Here is a 16,978-nt window from a genome sequence, read left to right on the forward strand (position 1 = left end):
GGTCCCGGTCAGTACCCGAGCACCTCGGCCGTGATGGCGCTGGCCTTGCGGGTGCGCTCCATGTCCGCCAGCGCGACGCCGGCGTGCAGCATGTCGACGATCGTGAGGTGCGCGATGCGGCTGGACGAGGGCGTCATCTCGAGGCCGGGGTCCGCGCCGCCGGCGACAAGCGAGATGGTCGCGAGCTCCGTGAGCGGCGACTCGACGTAGCTGGTGATCGCGATGACGTGAGCGCCCACCTCGCGGGCCGCCCTCGCGACCTGGAGGCTCGTGGCGGTACGGCCGGAGTGGGAGATCACCAGGGCGACGTCCTTGGTGCCCAGCAGCCGGGCCTGGATCTGCTGCGAGACGTCGTCGCGGGACATGCCGACGACGAGGCCCACCGACCGGAAGCGGAAGACCGCGTCCACGGCGGTGGCGTGGGAGGTCGAGGTGCCGGCGAGCAGCACCTTGTCCGCGTCGGAGATCGCCTGGATCGCCCGCTCGAGGGCGTCGATGTCGAGGGTGCCGCGGATGGCCGCGACGGACTCGGCGTGCGAGCCCAGGATCGCGTTCTGGATGTCGGCGGTCGTGCGGGAATCGGTCACCGCCAGGGGCGTGTGGTCGTCGGGGCGCAGCGCCGTCGCGCGGTGCAGGGCGAGGCGGAGCTCGGCGAATCCCTCGAACCCGGCGGCCCGGGAGGCGCGCACCACCGTGGCGGGCGACACCTGGGCGCGATCGGCCACCTCGGCCGTGCGCGCGTCGCGCACGAACTCGGGGTCGTCGAGGACCAGCTGGATCACGCGCGCATCGGAGGCGCGCAGGGCGGGCAGGCGTGCCTGCAGCGAGGCGCGCAGGGAGCCGAGGTCGTGAGGGCGGCGAGCGTCATTGTTCACGTGTACAAGTATCCGATAGCGCGTCTGGGACCCCCCACAAATGGGGGAAAACGGCGCGTCGCGGTGGGGATGAGCGCTACGCGAGGTCGCGCAGCAGCGCGTGGACGCGGTCGTCGGGGGTCGCGCCGGGCGCGACCATCTCGGGGTGGAACGAGGTCGCGATGGCGTTCCCGTGGCGCACGGCGACCGGGTGGCGTGCGCCGTCCGGGCCCTCGACGGTCGCGAGAACCTCGACCTCCGGCGAGTGGGACTCGACCCACGGCGCCCGGATGAAGGTCGCGTGCATGGCCGAGCCGTCGGGCGCCCAGGCGAGCTCCACCTCGGACGAGTCGACCTGGCGACCGAAGGCGTTGCGGCGCACCGTCATGGGGATCGCGCCGAGCGACCGTTGGCCCGCGATGCCGCCCACGATGTCCGTGGCGAGCATGATCATGCCGGCGCACGAGCCCAGCACGGGCATGCCGCCTGCCAGGCGCTCGCGCAGCGGCTCGAACAGGCCGAAGGCGCGCAGCAGCTTGTCGATGGTCGTCGACTCGCCGCCGGGGATCACGAGCGCCTCCACCGCCTCGAGCTCGGACAGCCGCCGCACGCGCACCGCCTGCGCGCCCACGCGCTCCAGCGCGGCGGCATGCTCGCGCACGTCGCCCTGCAGGGCCAGCACGCCGATCGTCGTCACTCGTCCACCTCTCCCAGGTCCCGGGTCTCCCCGTCCCACTCCATCAACCATCCCCACGGCTCGCGCAGCGTCGCCGGGAACACCTCGATGGGCGCGTCCCGCACGTCGGACTCGCTCATCCACGCGAGCTCGTCGATGGTCTCCTGCTCGATCTCGGTCCACTCGGACGCGGTGCGCGACCGCCGCTCCGCATCGGCCACCCGCCCGACGAAGATCTCCTCCGCCTGTGTGTACGGCCGGGACTTGAAGTCGAAGAGTGCGACGCGCCGCCACACCGGTCCGACCAGCTCGTCCTCCTCGAGGACGTAACCCGTCTCCTCGGCGAGCTCGCGCACGGCCGCGGCGCGCATCGTCTCCCCCGGCTCGAGACCGCCGCCGGGCGTGAACCAGAAGGTGCGGTCCGCATCGTGCGGGTCGTGCCCGCGCACCATGAGCATCTCCGGCCCGGAGGTTCCGGGCCGCAGCAGCAGGACGCGGGCGCCCCGGCGATGAATGCGCCGGTCGCCCGCGTCACCCGCCACCAGCAGGCCGCTTACCAGCCGCGCTCGGCGAGGCGGTGCGGCTCGGGCTCCTCCTCGACGTTGATGCCCACCATCGCCTCGCCCAGCCCGCGCGAGACCTCGGCGATGACCGACGGGTCGTCGTAGAACGTGGTGGCCTTGACGATCGCGGCGGCGCGCTTGGCCGGGTCGCCCGACTTGAAGATGCCGGAGCCGACGAACACGCCCTCCGCACCCAGCTGCATCATCATCGCGGCGTCCGCCGGGGTGGCGATGCCGCCCGCGGTGAACAGCACGACGGGGAGCTTGCCGGTCTTCGCGATCTCCTGGACCAGCGGCAGCGGCGCCTGGAGCTCCTTGGCGGCCACGTACAGCTCGTCCTCGGGGAGCGCGGTGAGCGCCTTGATCTCCGCACGGATCTGGCGCATGTGCGTGGTCGCGTTGGAGACGTCGCCGGTGCCGGCCTCGCCCTTGGAGCGGATCATGGCCGCGCCCTCGGAGATGCGGCGCAGCGCCTCGCCCAGGTTGGTCGCGCCGCACACGAACGGCACGGTGAAGTTCCACTTGTCGATGTGGTGGGTGTAGTCCGCGGGGGTGAGCACCTCGGATTCGTCGATGTAGTCCACGCCCAGCGACTCGAGCACCTGCGCCTCGACGAAGTGGCCGATGCGGGCCTTCGCCATGACGGGGATGGAGACCGTGTCGATGATGCCCTGGATCATGTCCGGGTCGCTCATGCGCGACACGCCGCCCTGCGCACGGATGTCCGCCGGCACGCGCTCGAGCGCCATGACCGCGACCGCGCCCGCGTCCTCGGCGATGCGCGCCTGCTCGGGCGTGACCACGTCCATGATCACGCCGCCCTTGAGCATCTCGGCCATGCCTCGCTTGACGAGGTCGGTGCCGACCTGGGGCGTCGCGTTGTCGACGGTAGTGCTCATTGAGGTGTCACGTCCTTCGTGGGATGGGGATGGAACTCGGCGTCCATCCTAATGGCGTCGCGATACGTCTCCTCGATGCGGGGCGCGACGTTGGACCAGTCGAAACTCATGGCGCATTCGCGGCCGCGGGCGGCCAGGTCGCGGCGCGCCTCGGGGTCGTCGAGCAGCTCGACGATGCGCGCGGCCAGGTCCTCCGGGTCGCCCACCCGGTGGTGGGCGGCGGCGTGCCCGTCCCCGAAGGACGACACGTCCTGGAAGGCCACCAGGTCCGAGGCGACCACGGCGGCGCCGGCGGCCATCGCCTCGACCAGGACGATGCCGAAGCTCTCCCCGCCCAGGTTGGGGGCGCAGTAGATGTCGACCGAGGACATGAAGCGCGCCTTGGCGGGCTCGTCGAGCTCCCCGATCACCTCGGCGCCGGCCTGCGCCGCCTTCGCGGCGACCCGCTCGTTGAACCGGCCCGCGACCAGGAAGCGCGCGTGCGGATGACGGGCGCGCACGTGAGGGATGGCGGCGAGGTAGTCGTCGAGCCCCTTGCGTGGCTCGTCGAGGCGGCCCAGGATCCCGATCGTGGGGGACGATGCGGTGCCCTGCCACCGCGGCTCCGGCACCGCGTCGACGTAGTTGGAGGTGTCGACGCCGTTGGGGATGATGTGCGTCGCCTGGACCCGGAGGTGGTGCTTGATGGTCTCCGCGGCCGAGGGCGACACGGCGATGCGCGCGTCCAGCTCCTCGTAGCCGGGCTTGATCCACGGCTTGGCCAGCCGCATGGCGATCGACTCGGACTGCGACGAGTGGAAGGTCGCGACCGTGGGGCCCAGCCGCGCCCACATCGCGATGACCGACAGGGACGGGGCGCCCGGCTCGTGCAGGTGCACCACGTCGAAGTGGCCCAAAGTGAGCCACTCGCGCACCCGCGCGGCCGCCATCATCCCGAACGTGAGCCGCGCGGTGGAGCCGTTGTAGCGGATGGGGATGGACCGGCCGGCGCTGGCCACGAAGGGCGGCACGGGGGTGTCGTCGGCCGCCGGCGCGAGCACCGAGACGTCGTGGCCCCGGTCCATGAGCGCCTTGGCCAGGTCGAGGACGTGGAGCTGGACGCCGCCGGGACGGTCGAGCGAGTACGGGCAGACGATCCCGATCCTCATCTCAATCCGTCCATCCGAAGCGCTGCAGCATGTGCCAGTCCTCCGGCGTCTCCTGGATCGACCGGCCCATGAACTCTACCCACGCCCGCGTGAGGTGCCCCACCGCATCGTCCCCCGGCGCGTCGCCGGGCTCGAGCGGCTCCCCGAACGTCATCACCACGCCCCACCTGGAGCGCGCGCGCAGGCGCGCCCGGCCGCGCAGACGCTCGTAGGTGACCATGACGGGCACCAGGGTGGAGTCGGTGGCGACGGCGAGGGCCGCGGGACCGGGCGCCACCTTGGCCTCGTGGCCGGCGAACTCGACTGGGATGCCGGAGCCGGACAGGTCGCGGTCGGCGAGCAGGCACAGGACGCCGCCGTCGGTGCTGCCGATGCGCACCAGCTCCTTGAACGTCGACGACCCCTCGTGGCCCAGGATGCGCATGCCCACCTTCTCGCGCAGCGCGACGAACTCGTCGAACACCTCGCGGGGCTTGAGCACCTCGGCGACCGTGACCACCTGGCCCCAGTGGCGGCAGGCGTACGCGCCCACGATGTCCCAGTTGCCGGAGTGCGACAGGGCGACGACGGCGCGGCCGTCACGCGCGAGCGCGTCGGTGAGCGCCGGGCCGTTGACCACACGCACGCGGGCGTCGATGACGCTTCCGGGCAGCCGGCCCAGGGTGAACGTCTCCGCGTAGTAGCGCGCCGTCGAGGCGAGGCCCTTTCGCGACAGCGTGCGCAGCGCCCGCCCCTCGAGGCCGGTGACGCGATGGAGGTTGTCCTCGAGGCGCCGGGCGGGCTTGAGGCGCCGCGCCCACACCGTCATGGTGCCGGTCCACGCGATCGCGCGGATCACGGGCTCGGGCACGTAGCGGGACGCGCGGAAGGCGAGCAGAAAGGCATTCATGCGGGGACGCGCCGCCTGCTCACTCGTGGGGGTACAGCTGCGGTCCGCCCTCGAGCCGCGCGTTCCACTCGGGGTGCAGGCGGGCGTGGCGCACCACGGCCCAGATGCGCTGGACCACCGTGATGGCGGCGAGGACGGTGAGGATCCACAGCGCCCAGGTCAGGACGACGAGCGGGAAGATCCCGATCCCGTAGAAGCCCACCGCGACCAGTCCGACCACCAGCCGGTCCGAGCGCTCCGCGAGCCCGCCCTTGGCCTCGACGCCGATCGCCTCCGCCTTGGCGCGGGCGTACGGCACGAGCGAGCCGACGGCCAGGGTGCACAGCGCGCCCAGCGCGGTGAGGCGGTCGATGTCGACGAACACCCACGCGATGGTGCCGAAGATCGCGGCGTCCGCGACGCGGTCCAGCGTCGAGTCGAGGAACGCGCCCAGGCGCGAGCTCTTGTCGCCCAGGCGCGCCATGGTGCCGTCGAGCATGTCCGTGATGACGAAGAAGGTGATGAACAGCGCGCCGTAGAACAGCCAGTGCCCGCCGCGCGGGAAGAACAGCAGCGCGCCGGCGACCACGCCGACGGTGCCGATCACGGTCATGACGTTGGGGTGGACACCCAGGGCGAGCAGCGCGCGGGCGGGCCTCTGCCACAGGGCGGCCATGTAGGGCCGGAGCCTGCCGAACATTCAGCGGTCCTCTCTGAAGGCGGCGCTGAGGCGCTGCCACGTGTCGTCGAGCAGCTCGGGCAGCGCCTTGGTGCGCCCGATGATGGGCAGGAAGTTCGCGTCGCCCTCCCAGCGGGGGACGATGTGCTGGTGCAGGTGGGCGGAGATGCCCGCTCCCCCGACGCGGCCCTGGTTCATGCCGATGTTGAAGCCCTGCGGTCCGCTCGAACGCTCCAGGAGGGTCATGGAGCGCTGGGTGAGCACCGACATCTCGTCGCGCTCGGCGTCCGTGATCTCCGTGTACATCGCCACGTGCCGGTACGGGCACACCATGAGGTGGCCGGGGTTGTACGGGTAGAGGTTGAGCACCACGTAGCAGTGCTCGCCGCGGTGGACCACCAGCGCGGCGCGGTCGTCCTCTTCCGCCTTGCGGCACAGGGGGCAGCCGCGGGACTCCCCCGCCGGCTTGTCGGACTTGACGTACGCGAGGCGATGAGGGGTCCACAGCCGCTCGAAGCCGTCGGGGTCTCCCCCGAACTCGTGCGCGTCGACCTCGTCGGTCACGCTCAGACCTGGGCCTTCGAGGCGACCGCGGCGACGATGCGCTCCACCGCATCGTCCACCGGGACCTGGTTGTCCTGGCTGCCGTCGCGCAGGCGGAAGGACACCGCGTTGGCGTCCGCGTCCTCGCCGCCGGCGATGAGCACGAACGGGATCTTCTCCTTGGACGCGGTGCGGATCTTCTTGGGGAAGCGCTCGTCCGAGGCGTCGAGCTCCGCGCGGATGCCGCGGGCCTTGAGGCGCGCGACGATCTCGCCCAGGTAGTCGTTGAAGGGCTCCGCGACCGGGATCGCGCGCACCTGCACCGGCGCCAGCCACACGGGGAACTGGCCCGCGTAGTGCTCGGTGAGGATCGCGAAGAAGCGCTCGATCGAGCCGAACAGCGCGCGGTGGATCATCACCGGGCGCTGGCGGGTGCCGTCGGAGGCCTGGTACTCGAGCTCGAAGCGCTCGGGCAGGTTGAAGTCCAGCTGGATGGTGGACATCTGCCACGTGCGGCCGATCGCGTCGCGCGCCTGCACGGAGATCTTGGGGCCGTAGAAGGCGGCGCCGCCCGGGTCCGGGACCAGCTCGAGGCCCGAGGCCTCGGCGACCTCGGCGAGCGTCTTCGTGGCCTCCTCCCAGATCTCATCCGAGCCCACCGACTTCTCGGGGTTGCGGGTCGACAGCTCGAGGAAGAAGTCCTCCAGGCCGTAGTCCTTGAGCAGGCCCAGCACGAACTCGAGCGTGGTGGTGAGCTCGTCCTTCATCTGCTCGCGCGTGCAGTAGATGTGCGCGTCGTCCTGGGTGAAGCCGCGCGCGCGGGTGAGGCCGTGGACCACGCCGGACTTCTCGTTGCGGTACACCGTGCCGAACTCGAACAGGCGCAGCGGCAGCTCGCGGTAGGAGCGCCCGCGCGAGCCGAAGATGAGGTTGTGCATGGGGCAGTTCATGGGCTTGAGGTAGTAGTCCTGGCCCTGCTTGGTGACGTTGCCCTGGGAGTCGCGCTCCTCGTCCATGTGCATGGCCGGGTACATGCCGTCCTTGTACCACTGGAGGTGGCCGGAGGTCTCGAACAGCTGCGCCTTGGTCGCGTGCGGGGTGTAGACGAACTCGTACCCCTCCTCGACGTGGCGGCGGCGCGAGTACTCCTCCATCTCCATGCGGACCACGCCGCCCTTGGGGTGGAACACCGCGAGGCCCGAGCCGATCTCGTCCGGGAAGCTGAACAGGTCCATCTCCGCGCCCAGCTTGCGGTGGTCGCGGCGCTCGGCCTCGGCAAGCCGCTCCTTGTACGCGACCAGCTCCTCCTTGGTGGGCCAGGCGGTGCCGTAGACGCGCTGGAGCTGCGGGTTCTTCTCCGAGCCCTTCCAGTACGCGGCCGCCGAGCGCATGAGCGACCAACCGTTCGCGAGCACCTTGGTGCTGGGCACGTGCGGGCCGCGGCACAGGTCGCCCCACGCGCGGTCACCGTTGCGGCGCACGTTGTCGTAGATGGTGATCTCGCCCTCGCCAATCTCCACCGAGGCGCCCTCGGCACCCTCCGTGTCGTGCGTGAGCAGCTCGCACTTGAAGGGCTCGTGGGAGAGCTCCGCGAGGGCCTCCTCGCGGGTGACCTCGCGGCGCACGAAGGCCTGGCCCTCCTTGACGATGCGCTGCATCGTCTTCTCGAGCTTCTTCAGGTCCTCCGGGGTGAAGGGCGTCGCGACGTCGAAGTCGTAGTAGAAGCCGTTCTCGATGGGCGGGCCCACGCCCAGCTTGGCGTCGGGGTTGACCTGCTGCACCGCCTGCGCGAGCACGTGCGCGGTCGAGTGGCGCAGCACCATGAGTCCGTCCGGGTCCGCCGTGGTGACGGCCTCGACCGCGGCGCCGGCGGGCACCTCGCGGGCGAGGTCCCACAGGGCGCCGTCGACGCGCATGACGACCACGTCGCGCCGGTCGGCGAACAGGTCCGTGCCCGTGGTGCCCGGCTCGAGCTCTCGCTCGATGCCGTCGATGGTCGCGGTCAGGCTGGGCACGGTGGTACTCCTCGGGTGGGCGGGCGTTCTACGGGACGATGCTACCGAGCCTGGGTCCCGCGCCGTCGCCTTGGGCGCGGGTTCGGTGTGGCGGGGGCTCGGTCACGCGGTCACGCCGTGGCGCGGCGGCGGCGCCGCGCGCCGGTACCTTGGGATCCGACCCGAGGAGGAGCGCATGGCCGACGCATCGCCGCGCCGCGGCGTCAGCGTGCGCACGCGGATCCTGGCCGCGGTGCTCGCCCTCACCGCGCTCGCCCTCGCGGTGTCCGGGTTCGTCGCCGCCAGCATCCAGGACGCCCAGGTGATCGACCGCATCGGCCGCGATCTCGCCTCGGACGTGAGCGAGTTCGAGCAGCTCCTCTCCGTGGGGGTGGACCCGTCGACCGGGCAGCCGTTCGCCGCCCCGAGCGACGCGCTGCGCACCTCGATGCAGCGCGTCATCCCCAAGCCCAACGAGGGCGTGATCGGTTTCATCGACGGCGAGCTCGCCTACCTCTCCCGCGAGGCCGTCATGCCGCTCGAGGACGATCCCGAGTTCATCGACGAGGTCACGCCCCTCACCACCGCGGACGACGTCTCGTACGCGCGCGTGTCCACGACGTATGGGAACTACCAGGTGGCCGTGGTGCCGGTCCGGGCCACGGTGGACGGCGAGCTCGTGGTGGGCACCGCGGGGAATGTCGACGCCGACGTCCCGGTCGCCGCCGAGGTGCTCGCCTACGACGAGGACGCGGAGCTCGCGGAGTTCCGCAGGGCCTTCGCCATCTACGCGTGGGTGGCGCTCGCCGCGTTCGTCGTGGTCGCCGTGGTCGCGTGGCTGTTCGCCGGCCGCCTGCTGCGCCCCATCCGCGTCCTCGCGGCCGCCGCACGGAGCATCGGCCGGGAGGACATCTCCGAGCGCATCCCGGTCACCGGCACCGACGACCTCGCGGACATGACCGACTCCGTCAACCAGATGCTGGGCCGCATGGAGACCGCGTTTGCCTCGCAGATGGCGCTGCTCGACGACGTGAGCCACGAGCTGCGCACCCCCATCACGGTGCTGCGCGGCCACCTCGAGCTCATGGACCCGGCCGACCCGGCGGATGCCCGGGAGGTGCGCGACCTGAGCCTCGACGAGCTCGAGCGCATGAGCCGCCTGGTCGAGGACCTCATGACGCTCGCCAAGTCCGAGCGCCCCGACTTCATCCAGGCCCGCCCCACCGACCTGGGCCCCCTCACCGAGGCAGTGCTCGCCAAGGCCCGCGGCCTGGGTGAGCGCGAATGGATGCTCGACGCGACGGCCGATGCGGTGGTCGCCGTGGACCCGCAGCGCGTCACCCAGGCCTGGCTCCAGTTGGCGGCGAACGCGGTGCGCTTCTCCACGGCCGGCTCGCAGATCGGGCTCGGGGCGTCGATCGACGGCGACCGCGTCCGCCTGTGGGTGCGCGACCAGGGCGAGGGCGTGCCCGCCGAGCATCAGCAGCGCATCTTCGACCGTTTCCAGCAGGCCACCTCGAGCAGCGGGTCGGGGCTGGGCCTCACCATCGTGTCCGCGATCGCGGCCGGCCACGGCGGCACGGTCGAGCTCGAGTCCGCGGTCGGCATCGGCTCCCGCTTCACCATCGTCCTTCCCGTCACCGCCACGAGCCACCAGGAGGCCCGCGCATGAGCCAGATTCTGATCGTCGAGGACGAGGACCGCATCGCATCGTTCATCGAGAAGGGGCTGCGCTCGGCGGGCTTCACCAGCGAGCGCGCCGCGACCGGGCGGGACGGCTACCACCTGGCCATGACCGGCGACTTCGACCTGGTCATCCTCGACCTGGGCCTGCCCGACGAGGACGGTCTCGACGTGCTCGAGCGGCTGCGCGGCTCCGGCAACGACCTCCCCGTCATCATCCTCACCGCGCGCACCTCGATCGACGACACGGTGCGCAGCCTCGAGGGCGGCGCCGACGACTACCTGGGCAAGCCGTTCCGCTTCGAGGAGCTGATCGCGCGGGTGCGGCTGCGCCTGCGCCGGGAGGCGCCCACCGCGGACTCCATGGTGCTGAGCCAGGGCGGCGTCGAGCTGGACCTGCGCTCCCGTCAGGCCTCGGTCGACGGCGTCGAGGTGGACCTGTCCGCGCGCGAGTTCGCGCTGGCCGAGGCGTTCCTGTCCAACCCGGGCCGCGCCCTGAGCCGCGAGCAGCTCCTGTCCCGGGTCTGGGGCTACGACTTCGACCCCGGGTCCAACGTGGTCGACGTCTACGTGCGCTACCTGCGCGGCAAGCTGGGCGCCGAGCGCATCGAGACCGTCCGCGGCGTGGGCTACCGGTTCGTCGCGAACCGGCGCCAGGCCTGAGGCGACGCCCGACGGTCACCCGGACGCGCATCGGCCCCCGGCTGGTGATGCCGGGGGCCGATGCGGGGTGGGCCCGCCGTCTACGCGGACGCCGCGCTGGGGGCCGAGTCCGGGGAGTCGATGCTCGCGGGCGAGTCGACCGAGGCGACCGAGGCGATGGACGCGACCGAGACGATCGAGGCCGGCGAGATCACCGAGTACACCGAGTAGGTGGACTTCGCCGAGATGGTCGAGAGGTTGAGCGGCACCTGGGTCGAGGCGGGGCGCGAGGTCGTCGACGGCGTCGCCCCCTCCGTGGCGCCCGCGGTCGAGGAGTCCGGCGACGCCTCGGAACCCGGTGCGGCGGCATCCTCGCCGGCGGCCGTGCCCTCCTGGCCCTCCGTCGACCCCGCGCCCTCCCCCGCGACCGAGGTCGACGCCTCGTCGGCGTCACGCACGTCGCGCTCGATGCCGTCGACGTACATGCCCTCCTTGTCGACGTCCGAGCCGCCCAGGGTGGCGCGGTCATTGCCCAGGCCCTGCGCCACGGCGACGCCGCCCAGCGACGCGAGGCCAAGCGCGCCGGCGGTGATCCAGATGGTCTTCCGAGTGAACTGCATGATGCTCTCCTTCGCGAGGGGCGCCGATGCGCCTGCCGATGGCACCACTGTGCCGCTCGCTCATGTGCCGTCGAGGAGGCCTACGTGAACGCGCGGGGAGAGTTCGATGAGAGAACTCTCATGCGAGCAGGCGGCGGTCGAGCACCCCTTCGGCGAGGCCCAGCCACTCCCCGCGGAACGACGCGTCCGCGGCGCCCGCGGCCAGCGCGATGAGGTTCGCGGCGGTGCGGGCCCGCAGGTCGTCGGCGTCGCAGCGCGCGGCGAAGGCCGCGAAGTGGTCCTCCGCCGCGGATGCGGCGGTCGGATAGCCCGCCGCGTCGAAGGTGGGCAGGACGAGCAGGTGCGCGAGCATCGTCGCCAGGTCGTCGGCGCGCCGCCCCGGGCCCAGCGTGTCGATGTCGATGAGGGCGGTCACCGCCGTGGGTGCCGTGCCATCGTCGACGAAGACGTTCGCGGGGTGGAGGTCGCCGTGCGTGACGCCCACCTCCGGCGCGAGGTCGCGTTCCAGGACGCTGGTGATCGCGCCGACCGCCGCGTCGACGCGGGCCCGGTCGAGCCCCTGGGCGACCGCCGTGGCGGCGTAGTGGTGGAGCCGGTCCGGGACGGACGGTCGCGCCCTCAGCGCGGCGGCCTCGGACGGGAGCGAGTCGATGGCCTTGAGGACGAGGTCGGGGTCGAGGGCGGCCGGGGCGTCTCCCCGGGGACGATGCAGGGCGTGCGTCATGGGCACGCCGCGGGCCTGGGCGACGGCGACGACGCCGTGGCCCAGGTCGTACGCCGCGGGCGCGAGGGCGCACATCGCATGGCGCTCGAGCAGCGCGTCGGCGCGGGAGGGCCGCACCACCTTGACGAACCAGGTGGACCGCTCCCCTGCGGCCTCGACCTGCGCGCGCAGCACGGCGCGCCGCAGGGGTCGGAGCACGAGCATCTGCAGCTCGGCGACCGCGACGTCACCGTGCCCGGCGCGTCCGAAGGCCTCGGCCAGGGTGGCCGGCGTGGAGGCCGTGGCCAGCCCCGGGAGCGCGGGGTCGGCCGGGTGACGCCAGACGTGGATGACGGCATCGCCGGCCTCGAGCCTCACGGCGCCGCACGCGGCGCGTTCGGACTCGGTGAGCCGGGCGTCGCTCGCGACCAGGTACAGCTCGCCCGCTCCCGTGCTCGCGGCGTAGCCGACGGAGGTCTCGGCGCCCGGCCGGGCGTGCACGGCGTCGATGCGCCAGTCGCCCAGCTCGAGGCCGGCGGTTCCCAGGGCGGCGGCGAGCACGTCGCCCGCCTCGCTCGACGCGAGCAGGTCCAGCGTGGTGGCGGTCATGGCATCCATCATGGCGGCAGAAGGGCCCCGTCCTCGTCGGCGCTGAGGGGTTTGCCGACGAGGACGGGGACGGTTGGTGCGGGCGGACGATGCGCTTCCGGGCCTCAGGCGGACGGCGCGCTGGGGGCGCTGGGCGCCGACGCGGGCGAGGCGGGCGAGGCCGGGGAGTCCACCGACGCGGGCGACGCGACGGAGGCCGGCGAGTCCACGGAGAGGGGCGACGCGACCGAGAGGGGCGAGTCCACGGACAGGGGGGACGCGACCGAGGCCGGCGAGGCCACGGAGAGGGGCGAATCGACGGACGCGGGGGACGCCACCGAGAGGGGCGAATCGACGGACAGGGGCGACGCGACCGAGAGGGGCGAGTCGACGGACACCGGCGACGCCACCGAGACGACGGACACCGCGGACACGGGCGAGATCACGCTGTAGGCCGAGCGCACCGACTGGGTCGACAGGGCCAGCGGCGCGATCGACGAGGTGGGCTTGACGGTGGCGTCGTTCGCGGTGGTCTCCGGCTCGAGCGGGGTCTCGGTCATGCCGGTGGCGGCGACGGCGCCCCCGCCGATGGTCGCGAGGCCGAGCGCGCCGGCCGTGATCCACATCGCCTTGCGGTTGAACTTCATCATGATGGTCTCCCTTGTCTGCGGTCCGGCGGTGGTGCCGGTCCCTTGCGGTGAGACCACTCTGTCGAGCCCGCATAAGGGGCTCAGGAGCGTTGCATGAGCGCGACCATGAGATTCGATGAGAGTCCTCTCACGTGGGTGAGTCCCCTCTCAGAAGTGCGGCGTCAGAGCCCCTGCCCGCCGTCCCAGAGGCGCTCGGAGGCGCCGGAGATGAGGTTGGCGAGGCTCATGGCCTGGGCGTCCGTGAGCGAGGCGACGTAGTCGATGATGCCGCGGCCGGTGGCGAGCCGGTCGAGCACCGCGCCGTCGGTGCTGGGGAGCAGCTCGGGTCGGCGGGCGCGGACGCGCCGGTAGTCCGCGTGGGCCACCTCGACCATGTCGAGCAGGCGCCGGGGCGCGCGCTTGACGTCGACCTCGTCCTCGAGCCACGCGTCGAGGGACTCCACCAGCCGCTCGATGACGCTCGCCTGTCCGCGCTGATATACGGCCAGGTCGGGACGGTGGAGCACGAAGCGCTCCTGGAGGAACTTGAGGATCTGGACGTCGTGCCACGCGGCGGTCTCGAGGCTGATGTGGCCCGAGCGGATGTGCGGGTGCCGCACCACCTGGACCGAGTGCTGCAGCCGCGCGATCCACCGCGCCATGAAGACCGTGAGCGACCTGTCGGCGGCCAGGGAGCCGTCGTAGGGGATGGCCAGGAGCCCTTCGACCACCTCGTCGGCGACCCGCGCGACGGACTCGCCGAACGCATCGTCGTTGGCGATCCACGCGTCCTTGCCCACCAGCTTGCGCTGCAGGATCTCCAGGCCGTGGCCGGGCGTGCGGCGATTCCGGCGGAGCTCGTCGGTGTCCATGGCCGCCAGGCGCGCGCGGTCGTACGCGAAGGTGCGGAACTCGGACGACACCGCGGCCTGGTTGAGCAGGTCCGCGCGGTAGAAGTCGTCGAGGTCGTGCATCGAATACGCCACGTCGTCCGCGACGTCCATGATCGAGCACTCCACCGTCTGCTGGAGGTCCTCGATCGCGGGGTAGGCCGCACGGGCCTCGGCGAAGTCGGCGGCGTCGAGCACGTACGCCGAGAACTTGCGGGCGCCCTCCCCCGGCCGCCGCGGGGACAGCCCGCGCGGGGTCTCCGGTCCCGCCGCCCAGCGGTCACCCTCGGCGCGCAGCCACGGGTACTTGAGCACCGCGGCGCGCACCGCCGCGGTGAGGTTGAGTCCGCTGCCGGCTCGGTCGTACTCGTCCAGGCGCGTGAGGATGCGGAAGGTCTGGGCGTTGCCCTCGAAGCCCTCGAGGAGACCGAAACGCGACCGGGCGAGTCGGTCGAGCGTCGTCTCGCCCAGGTGGCCGAACGGCGGGTGGCCCAGGTCGTGGGCGCTCGCGGCCGCCTGCACCACCACCGGGTCGCAGCCGCCCAGCTCCTGGACCAGCCGGCCGCGCTCCCCCGCATCGGCCGCGAAGGAGACCGCGATGGCGCGCGCCACGGCCGTCACCTTGACCGAGTGGGTAAGGCGGTTGTGGACCGCGAGTCCCGCGCCGGACTGCGAGATCACCTGGGTGACGGCGGACAAGCGCGAGAAGTACGGCGAGAAGCGGATGCGCTCCAGGTCGACGCGGTACTCGGGGCGGTACTCGACGCGCTGGTACTCGTCGAGCGGCTCGGGGATGCGGCGCAGGACGCGCGGGTCGAACGCGGGCGCCACCTCGGTGGCGTCGGGCAGGTCCGTCCCGGGTGCCGTCGACTCGGGCGCCGCCGGCTCGGAGAGGTCGGCCACGTCCGTCACCGGGGAAGGCCGTTCGCGGCGAGCGACGAGTTGAGGTACTCGGGCCGTCCGGTGACGTCGTCGCCCACCCACGGGGGCAGCGGGAAGTCCTCGTCCTCGGACTCGAGCTCGAGCTCGGCCGTGACCAGCCCGGCGAGGTCGCCGTGGAACTCGTCGACCTCCCAGGTGTGACCCTCGAAGGGGACGTACCAGCGGGTCTTGTCGATGACGGTTCCCTCGGCGTGCGCGAGCAGGGCGCGCGCGTCCTCCACCGGGATCGCGTACTCGAACTCGCCGCGCGCCTTGCCACCGCCGAACTTGAGCGTCAGCCACGCCTCGGAATCCGCGATGCGCACGCGAACGGTGCGCATGTCTCCCGACGCCACGTAGCCCTGTGCCATGCGCGCCGAACCCGTCGCGGCGTCGCGCCACGACTCGTCCCTCACCAGGTGCTTGACCTCGATCTCGATGCCCATGCCGGCCCGCCTTTCGCTCGGGCCGACGCTATCAGGGCTGCGGCGGCGGTTCGGGCTCGGCGAGGATGTCGAATGCGTTCGGGACGCTAGCCGAATTTATGCACTTTGGGCAGACCGAGCGCGCCCCCGCCCGAACTGCGTGAATTCGGCTAGCGCACCGCAACCACACCCCGTGCTCGCCGCGCCCGTGCCCGCGGCCCGTGCGACGACCGTCAACTACCGCGCCCGCGCCTGTTCGCGCCAGGCGACCACTGCGCAGGTCACGCATCCGGCGGCGGCAACGACGAGCGAGACCGCGTCCCATGCACCCATCTGGTCCGTCACGGACAGCACGGCGATGAGCCCGGAGGCAATGCCTCCCCAGATGGCGATGCCACGGCGACGCGCCGTGGCCGCAGCAAGGCCGCCGAGGAGGACAGCGGCACCCACGAACACGAGCGCCGTCACCACACTGGCACCGCCGTCAACGTGGGCGGCCGCGGGCCAGGCCAGTCCCGCCCACATGAGAGCACCCGCGCCGAGCGTCGCGACCGCGCCCACGCGCCATCCGTCGAGGCGGGCGTCGCTATCCACCGCGAGCGAGTTCGGCATGGAGGAGAGGCTAATCGACAACCAGCTACCCCTCAGGCGCAAGGAAGTCGCGAGACCGACCACCATCTACCAATTCCGTGAGGGGGCGGCGCGCGTCAGGCGACCCGCTGTACCGGCAGCGACGCGAGCGTCACGTAGCGCGGCGTGCCGCCCGGCCGCGACTCGATGACCTCGACGGAACCAGGGATCCAGGCGGCCTCCGCCACGGAGACCGGAGGTGGCGCGACCGGCCGAGGTCGCACCCGGCCCACGGTGACGTGCCCCATGAACCGCGGCGCGGCGACCCGGAGCTCCCGGGCGACGGCGCGGGCGAGCGGCTCCGCTCCGGACACGGGGACCACGACCGCGGAGTGGCCGAGCAGTTCGACCTGGGATCCCAGGGCGAGTTGGGGCGCGGGGGCAGCGCGGCCTGCGGGGACTGGGCCGGACGCCGGGGCCGGGCGGGTCGCCGACGCCGGGCGAGACGCCGGGTCGGCGGACGCGGGCGCGACCGCGCGCTCGACCGCCTCGATCACCGGCTCGGGGTCGTCGCACTCCCCCACGAACCGCAACGTCACGTGACGTGCGCCGGAGGGCACCCAGCGCAGCCGCACGTGCTCCGCTCGGGCCCAGACGCGCACCTCGCGCTCGAGCCCATCGAGCGCCTCGTCCACCTCCGGCGGAACGGCCACCGCGATGAAGACCCGCATGCGTCCACGGTACGCACCGCGCACCGGCCGCGGCGCTGCGGGGGTCGCAGCGGGGCCACAGCACGCGAGCCGCACGCGAAGCACGCGAGCCGCACGCAACGACGGCGACACACGACGAAGGCGCCGCCCCCGACAGGGAGCGGCGCCTTCGTCTCGCGCGGCCCGCAGGCCAGCGCTGAATCGTTCGTTCAGTTGTTGTCCTTGGCCCACTGCTCGGCCTTGCCGATGGTCCGGCCGGCCTCGTCGGGCGCGTGCTCCTCGACCTTGTCGGCCACCTTCTCGATCTGCTCGTCGCTGGGCAGCGCGTCCTTGGCCTTCTTCTTGAGCTCGTCCATGTCCATGCAAGATCCCT

The 16,978-nt window shown here is 72.4% G+C and carries 19 protein-coding genes; 2 read left to right on the top strand and 17 right to left on the bottom strand.

Features of this window, described 5'->3' with window-relative positions; genetic code table 11:
* Positions 1 to 8: 8 nt before the first annotated feature.
* From AOM03_RS02745 to thrS, 9 genes are all read right to left on the bottom strand, one after another.
* Positions 9 to 875 (bottom strand): MurR/RpiR family transcriptional regulator, encoded by an 867-nt coding sequence (locus AOM03_RS02745; RefSeq protein WP_062378062.1) that lies wholly within the window; start codon positions 873 to 875, stop codon positions 9 to 11.
* Positions 876 to 951: 76 nt separating this feature from the next.
* Complete coding sequence (gene pdxT, locus AOM03_RS02750; RefSeq protein ID WP_062378064.1) at positions 952 to 1,602, bottom strand: pyridoxal 5'-phosphate synthase glutaminase subunit PdxT; 651 nt, start codon at positions 1,600 to 1,602, stop codon at positions 952 to 954.
* Positions 1,548 to 2,072, bottom strand: a complete 525-nt coding sequence (locus AOM03_RS02755) for an NUDIX hydrolase (protein WP_062378066.1) — start codon at positions 2,070 to 2,072, stop codon at positions 1,548 to 1,550. Before AOM03_RS02755 ends, pdxT begins: the two co-directional genes overlap by 55 nt.
* An 11-nt stretch (positions 2,073 to 2,083) precedes the next feature.
* Positions 2,084 to 2,992 (bottom strand): pyridoxal 5'-phosphate synthase lyase subunit PdxS, encoded by a 909-nt coding sequence (gene pdxS, locus AOM03_RS02760; protein WP_062378068.1) that lies wholly within the window; start codon positions 2,990 to 2,992, stop codon positions 2,084 to 2,086.
* Positions 2,989 to 4,140: a glycosyltransferase family 4 protein gene (locus AOM03_RS02765; protein WP_062378070.1), complete on the bottom strand. Its 1,152-nt coding sequence runs from the start codon at positions 4,138 to 4,140 to the stop codon at positions 2,989 to 2,991. The genes pdxS and AOM03_RS02765 overlap by 4 nt, the downstream gene beginning before the upstream one ends.
* Before the next feature lies 1 nt (position 4,141).
* On the bottom strand, positions 4,142 to 5,029 hold the full coding sequence (locus tag AOM03_RS02770; RefSeq protein WP_062378073.1) for a phosphatidylinositol mannoside acyltransferase: 888 nt from the start codon (positions 5,027 to 5,029) through the stop codon (positions 4,142 to 4,144).
* Between the two features lie 19 nt (positions 5,030 to 5,048).
* Positions 5,049 to 5,708 (bottom strand): phosphatidylinositol phosphate synthase, encoded by a 660-nt coding sequence (gene pgsA, locus AOM03_RS02775; protein ID WP_062378075.1) that lies wholly within the window; start codon positions 5,706 to 5,708, stop codon positions 5,049 to 5,051.
* Positions 5,709 to 6,257, bottom strand: coding sequence for an HIT family protein (locus tag AOM03_RS02780; protein WP_082092154.1), 549 nt, complete (start codon positions 6,255 to 6,257; stop codon positions 5,709 to 5,711).
* Positions 6,254 to 8,245 (bottom strand): threonine--tRNA ligase, encoded by a 1,992-nt coding sequence (gene thrS / locus AOM03_RS02785; RefSeq protein ID WP_062378080.1) that lies wholly within the window; start codon positions 8,243 to 8,245, stop codon positions 6,254 to 6,256. Before thrS ends, AOM03_RS02780 begins: the two co-directional genes overlap by 4 nt.
* A gap of 175 nt (positions 8,246 to 8,420) precedes the next feature.
* On the opposite strand from thrS, the gene AOM03_RS02790 reads away from it, so the two are divergent.
* Both AOM03_RS02790 and AOM03_RS02795 read left to right on the top strand, forming a co-directional pair.
* Positions 8,421 to 9,896, top strand: a complete 1,476-nt coding sequence (locus AOM03_RS02790; RefSeq protein WP_062378082.1) for a sensor histidine kinase — start codon at positions 8,421 to 8,423, stop codon at positions 9,894 to 9,896.
* Positions 9,893 to 10,570 (top strand): response regulator transcription factor, encoded by a 678-nt coding sequence (locus tag AOM03_RS02795; RefSeq protein ID WP_062378084.1) that lies wholly within the window; start codon positions 9,893 to 9,895, stop codon positions 10,568 to 10,570. The genes AOM03_RS02790 and AOM03_RS02795 overlap by 4 nt, the downstream gene beginning before the upstream one ends.
* A gap of 80 nt (positions 10,571 to 10,650) precedes the next feature.
* On the opposite strand, the gene AOM03_RS02800 is transcribed toward AOM03_RS02795, so the two are convergent.
* The 8 genes from AOM03_RS02800 to AOM03_RS12610 all read right to left on the bottom strand — a co-directional run bounded on the left by AOM03_RS02800 (position 10,651) and on the right by AOM03_RS12610 (position 16,967).
* Positions 10,651 to 11,169: a hypothetical protein gene (locus AOM03_RS02800; protein ID WP_062378086.1), complete on the bottom strand. Its 519-nt coding sequence runs from the start codon at positions 11,167 to 11,169 to the stop codon at positions 10,651 to 10,653.
* A 118-nt stretch (positions 11,170 to 11,287) separates the two neighbouring features.
* Positions 11,288 to 12,481 (bottom strand): phosphotransferase, encoded by a 1,194-nt coding sequence (locus AOM03_RS02805; RefSeq protein WP_156157585.1) that lies wholly within the window; start codon positions 12,479 to 12,481, stop codon positions 11,288 to 11,290.
* 104 nt (positions 12,482 to 12,585) lie between these two features.
* Positions 12,586 to 13,110, bottom strand: coding sequence for a hypothetical protein (locus AOM03_RS02810; protein ID WP_062378089.1), 525 nt, complete (start codon positions 13,108 to 13,110; stop codon positions 12,586 to 12,588).
* A gap of 161 nt (positions 13,111 to 13,271) precedes the next feature.
* On the bottom strand, positions 13,272 to 14,891 hold the full coding sequence (locus AOM03_RS02815; RefSeq protein ID WP_227589864.1) for a deoxyguanosinetriphosphate triphosphohydrolase family protein: 1,620 nt from the start codon (positions 14,889 to 14,891) through the stop codon (positions 13,272 to 13,274).
* Positions 14,888 to 15,346, bottom strand: a complete 459-nt coding sequence (locus AOM03_RS02820) for a CYTH domain-containing protein (protein WP_062378092.1) — start codon at positions 15,344 to 15,346, stop codon at positions 14,888 to 14,890. Before AOM03_RS02820 ends, AOM03_RS02815 begins: the two co-directional genes overlap by 4 nt.
* Positions 15,347 to 15,562: 216 nt before the next feature.
* On the bottom strand, positions 15,563 to 15,937 hold the full coding sequence (locus AOM03_RS02825; protein ID WP_156157586.1) for a hypothetical protein: 375 nt from the start codon (positions 15,935 to 15,937) through the stop codon (positions 15,563 to 15,565).
* A 95-nt stretch (positions 15,938 to 16,032) separates the two neighbouring features.
* Entirely contained in the window at positions 16,033 to 16,626 is a 594-nt protein-coding gene (locus AOM03_RS02830; protein ID WP_062378095.1) for a 2'-5' RNA ligase family protein, read from the bottom strand.
* Between the two features lie 188 nt (positions 16,627 to 16,814).
* Positions 16,815 to 16,967 carry a hypothetical protein gene (locus tag AOM03_RS12610; protein WP_156157587.1) on the bottom strand — a complete coding sequence of 51 codons (153 nt, stop codon included), beginning with the start codon at positions 16,965 to 16,967 and terminating at the stop codon, positions 16,815 to 16,817.
* Positions 16,968 to 16,978 lie beyond the last annotated feature (11 nt).

Origin of the sequence: Demequina pelophila, assembly GCF_000971175.1 — a bacterium.
GTDB lineage: Bacteria > Actinomycetota > Actinomycetes > Actinomycetales > Demequinaceae > Demequina > Demequina pelophila.

Coding starts and splice junctions, on each gene's coding strand:
- pdxT (WP_062378064.1), bottom strand. CDS start 1,602: ATGGTTGATGGAGTGGGACGGGGAGACCCGGGACCTGGGAGAGGTGGA.
- pdxS (WP_062378068.1), bottom strand. CDS start 2,992: ATGAGCACTACCGTCGACAACGCGACGCCCCAGGTCGGCACCGACCTC.
- AOM03_RS02765 (WP_062378070.1), bottom strand. CDS start 4,140: ATGAGGATCGGGATCGTCTGCCCGTACTCGCTCGACCGTCCCGGCGGC.
- AOM03_RS02770 (WP_062378073.1), bottom strand. CDS start 5,029: ATGAATGCCTTTCTGCTCGCCTTCCGCGCGTCCCGCTACGTGCCCGAG.
- pgsA (WP_062378075.1), bottom strand. CDS start 5,708: ATGTTCGGCAGGCTCCGGCCCTACATGGCCGCCCTGTGGCAGAGGCCC.
- AOM03_RS02790 (WP_062378082.1), top strand. CDS start 8,421: ATGGCCGACGCATCGCCGCGCCGCGGCGTCAGCGTGCGCACGCGGATC.
- AOM03_RS02795 (WP_062378084.1), top strand. CDS start 9,893: ATGAGCCAGATTCTGATCGTCGAGGACGAGGACCGCATCGCATCGTTC.
- AOM03_RS02800 (WP_062378086.1), bottom strand. CDS start 11,169: ATGCAGTTCACTCGGAAGACCATCTGGATCACCGCCGGCGCGCTTGGC.
- AOM03_RS02805 (WP_156157585.1), bottom strand. CDS start 12,481: ATGACCGCCACCACGCTGGACCTGCTCGCGTCGAGCGAGGCGGGCGAC.
- AOM03_RS02810 (WP_062378089.1), bottom strand. CDS start 13,110: ATGATGAAGTTCAACCGCAAGGCGATGTGGATCACGGCCGGCGCGCTC.
- AOM03_RS02820 (WP_062378092.1), bottom strand. CDS start 15,346: ATGGGCATCGAGATCGAGGTCAAGCACCTGGTGAGGGACGAGTCGTGG.
- AOM03_RS02825 (WP_156157586.1), bottom strand. CDS start 15,937: ATGCCGAACTCGCTCGCGGTGGATAGCGACGCCCGCCTCGACGGATGG.
- AOM03_RS02830 (WP_062378095.1), bottom strand. CDS start 16,626: ATGCGGGTCTTCATCGCGGTGGCCGTTCCGCCGGAGGTGGACGAGGCG.
- AOM03_RS12610 (WP_156157587.1), bottom strand. CDS start 16,967: ATGGACATGGACGAGCTCAAGAAGAAGGCCAAGGACGCGCTGCCCAGC.